The sequence below is a fragment of the Lactobacillus sp. ESL0259 genome (assembly GCF_003693045.1).
Taxonomy (GTDB): domain Bacteria; phylum Bacillota; class Bacilli; order Lactobacillales; family Lactobacillaceae; genus Lactobacillus; species Lactobacillus melliventris.
This window is the reverse complement of record NZ_REHP01000016.1, coordinates 1-3,188: the sequence shown is the minus strand read 5'-3', so window position 1 is coordinate 3,188 and position 3,188 is coordinate 1. Positions and strand designations below refer to the sequence as shown.

The window sequence follows — 3,188 nt, the reverse complement described above, 5'->3', positions numbered from 1 at the left end:
GAGTTAGTACATTGAAAACTGAATATAATCCAAGAAAAACCGAGAAACAATCAAAAGAGAACAGATTGCTAAAGAGCGACCGAGAGAGTATCTTGAGTAAGGTCAAGTAAAGAAGGGCGCACGGTGAATGCCTAGGCACAATGAGGCGAAGAAGGACGTGACGAACCACGAAAGGCTTCGGGGAGCAGTAAGTACGCAAAGATCCGGAGATATCCGAATGGGGGAACCCAATGCATGCAGATGCATTACCAGGTGGTGAATCAATAGCCACCTGGGGCAAGACGCAGTGAACTGAAACATCTAAGTAGCTGCAGGAAGAGAAAGAAAAATCGATTTCCCTAGTAGCGGCGAGCGAAGCGGAAAGAGCCCAAACCAGATGATTTATCATTTGGGGTTGTAGGACTGCGACAAGGCAGCGCAAAGGATAGCAGAATTACCTGGGAAGGTAAGCCAGAGAGGGTGAGAGCCCCGTAAGCGAAATCCCAAGCGCGCTGAGCAGGATCCTGAGTAGGTCGGGACACGAGGAATCCCGATTGAAGCAGCGAGGACCATCTCGCAAGGCTAAATACTACATTGTGACCGATAGTGAACCAGTACCGTGAGGGAAAGGTGAAAAGAACCCCGGGAGGGGAGTGAAAGAGAACCTGAAACCGTGTGCCTACAAATAGTCAAAGCCCATTAAAGGGTGATGGCGTGCCTTTTGTAGAATGAACCGGCGAGTTACGTTAATTAGCGAGGTTAAGTCAGAAAAGACGGAGCCGGAGCGAAAGCGAGTCTGAAGAGGGCGAGATAGTTAGTTGATGTAGACCCGAAACCAAGTGACCTACCCATGACCAGGTTGAAGGTGCGGTAAAGCGCACTGGAGGACCGAACCCACGTAAGTTAAAAATTGCGGGGATGAGTTGTGGGTAGCGGTGAAATTCCAAACGAACTTGGAGATAGCTGGTTCTCTCCGAAATAGCTTTAGGGCTAGCCTGGTGCTAGAAAAGATCATGGAGGTAGAGCTCTGTTTGGACGAAGGGCCCGTCAGGGGTTACTGAATTCAGATAAACTGCGAATTCCATAGATCAAGGCACTGGAGTCAGACTGCGAGTGATAAGATCCGTAGTCGAAAGGGAAACAGCCCAGATCACCAGTTAAGGTCCCCAAATCTATGCTAAGTGGAAAAGGATGTGGAGTTGCGTAGACAACTAGGATGTTGGCTCAGAAGCAGCCATCATTAAAAGAGTGCGTAATAGCTCACTAGTCGAGTGACGCTGCGCCGAAAATTTACCGGGGCTAAGCATAGTACCGAAACTGTGGATGTGCAGTAATGCACGTGGTAGGAGAGCGTTCTAAATGCGGCGAAGTTTAACTGCGAAGATAAATGGAGCGTTTAGAAGTGAGAATGCCGGTATGAGTAGCGCAAGATAGGTGAGAATCCTATCCGCCGAAAGACTAAGGTTTCCTGGGGCAGGCTCGTCCGCCCAGGGTAAGTCGGGACCTAAGGCAAGGCCGAAAGGCGTAGTCGATGGAGAACAGGTAGAGATTCCTGTACTGCTTATCTTCGTTAACAGCGAAGGAGGGACGCAGGAGGCAAAGAACGCATGGCGCTGGAAGCCATGTTTAAGCGTCAAGTGTGGTAATGAGTCAAATGCTTGTTACTGGTAAGCACAAGGCGTGATGAGGAGCGAAATTACAGTAGCGAAGGTTCAAGCGTCACACTGCCAAGAAAAGCTTCTAGTGAGAAGATAGGTACCCGTACCGCAAACCGACACAGGTAGTCGAGTGGAGAACACTCAGGTGAGCGAGAGAACTCTCGTTAAGGAACTCGGCAAAATCGCCCCGTAACTTCGGGAGAAGGGGTGCTGGTGTAAAAGCCAGCCGCAGTGAATAGGCCCAAACAACTGTTTATCAAAAACACAGGTCTCTGCTAAGTCGTAAGACGACGTATAGGGGCTGACACCTGCCCGGTGCTGGAAGGTTAAGGAGAGCTGTTAGCGTAAGCGAAGCAGCGAACTGAAGCCCCAGTAAACGGCGGCCGTAACTATAACGGTCCTAAGGTAGCGAAATTCCTTGTCGGGTAAGTTCCGACCTGCACGAAAGGTGTAATGATTTGGGCACTGTCTCAACGAGAGACTCGGTGAAATTATAATACCCGTGAAGATGCGGGTTACCCGCGACAGGACGGAAAGACCCCATGGAGCTTTACTGCAATTTGATATTGGGCAGCTGTTAAACATGTACAGGATAGGTAGGAGCCGGAGAAGATAGCACGCCAGTGTTATCAGAGGCAATGTTGGGATACTACCCTTGTTTGATGGCTGCTCTAACCAGGGCCTCTAAGCGAGGCATGGGACAGTGTCAGACGGGCAGTTTGACTGGGGCGGTCGCCTCCTAAAGTGTAACGGAGGCGCCCAAAGGTTCCCTCAGAATGGTTGGAAATCATTCACAGAGTGCAAAGGTATAAGGGAGCTTGACTGCGAGAGCGACAACTCGAGCAGGGACGAAAGTCGGGCTTAGTGATCTGGTGGTACCGTATGGAAGGGCCATCACTCAACGGATAAAAGCTACCCTGGGGATAACAGGCTTATCTCCCCCAAGAGTTCACATCGACGGGGAGGTTTGGCACCTCGATGTCGGCTCGTCGCATCCTGGGGCTGAAGTCGGTCCCAAGGGTTGGGCTGTTCGCCCATTAAAGCGGCACGCGAGCTGGGTTCAGAACGTCGTGAGACAGTTCGGTCCCTATCCGTCGTGGGCGTAGGAAATTTGCGAGGAGCTGTCCTTAGTACGAGAGGACCGGGATGGACATACCGCTGGTGTACCAGTTGTCTTGCCAAAGGCATCGCTGGGTAGCTAAGTATGGCCGGGATAAGCGCTGAAAGCATCTAAGTGCGAAGCCCCCCTCAAGATGAGATTTCCCATACGTAAGTAGTAAGACACCTCAAAGACTAAGAGGTAGATAGGCTGGGAGTGGAAGAGCCGTGAGGCTTGGAGCGGACCAGTACTAATCAGTCGAGGACTTGACCAAAGCTTAAAGGCAATCAAGGTTTTTTTAGGGATTATATTTAGTTTTGAGTGTAAAAGCTCACAAGGAAAAGTACGGTGGCAAGAGCAAGAAGGAAACACCTGTAACCATGCCGAACACAGCAGTTAAGCTTCTTCACGCCGAGAGTAGTTGGTGGGAGACTGCCTGCGAGGGTAGGACG

The 3,188-nt window shown here is 50.6% G+C and carries 2 rRNA genes; both read left to right on the top strand.

The window, feature by feature from the left end:
* The first annotated feature begins 100 nt into the window (after window positions 1-100).
* Window positions 101-3,010: ribosomal RNA gene (locus F5ESL0259_RS08900) — 23S ribosomal RNA — on the top strand.
* Between the two features lie 70 nt (window positions 3,011-3,080).
* A 5S ribosomal RNA gene (gene rrf, locus F5ESL0259_RS08895) occupies window positions 3,081-3,188 on the top strand; the annotation flags it as partial.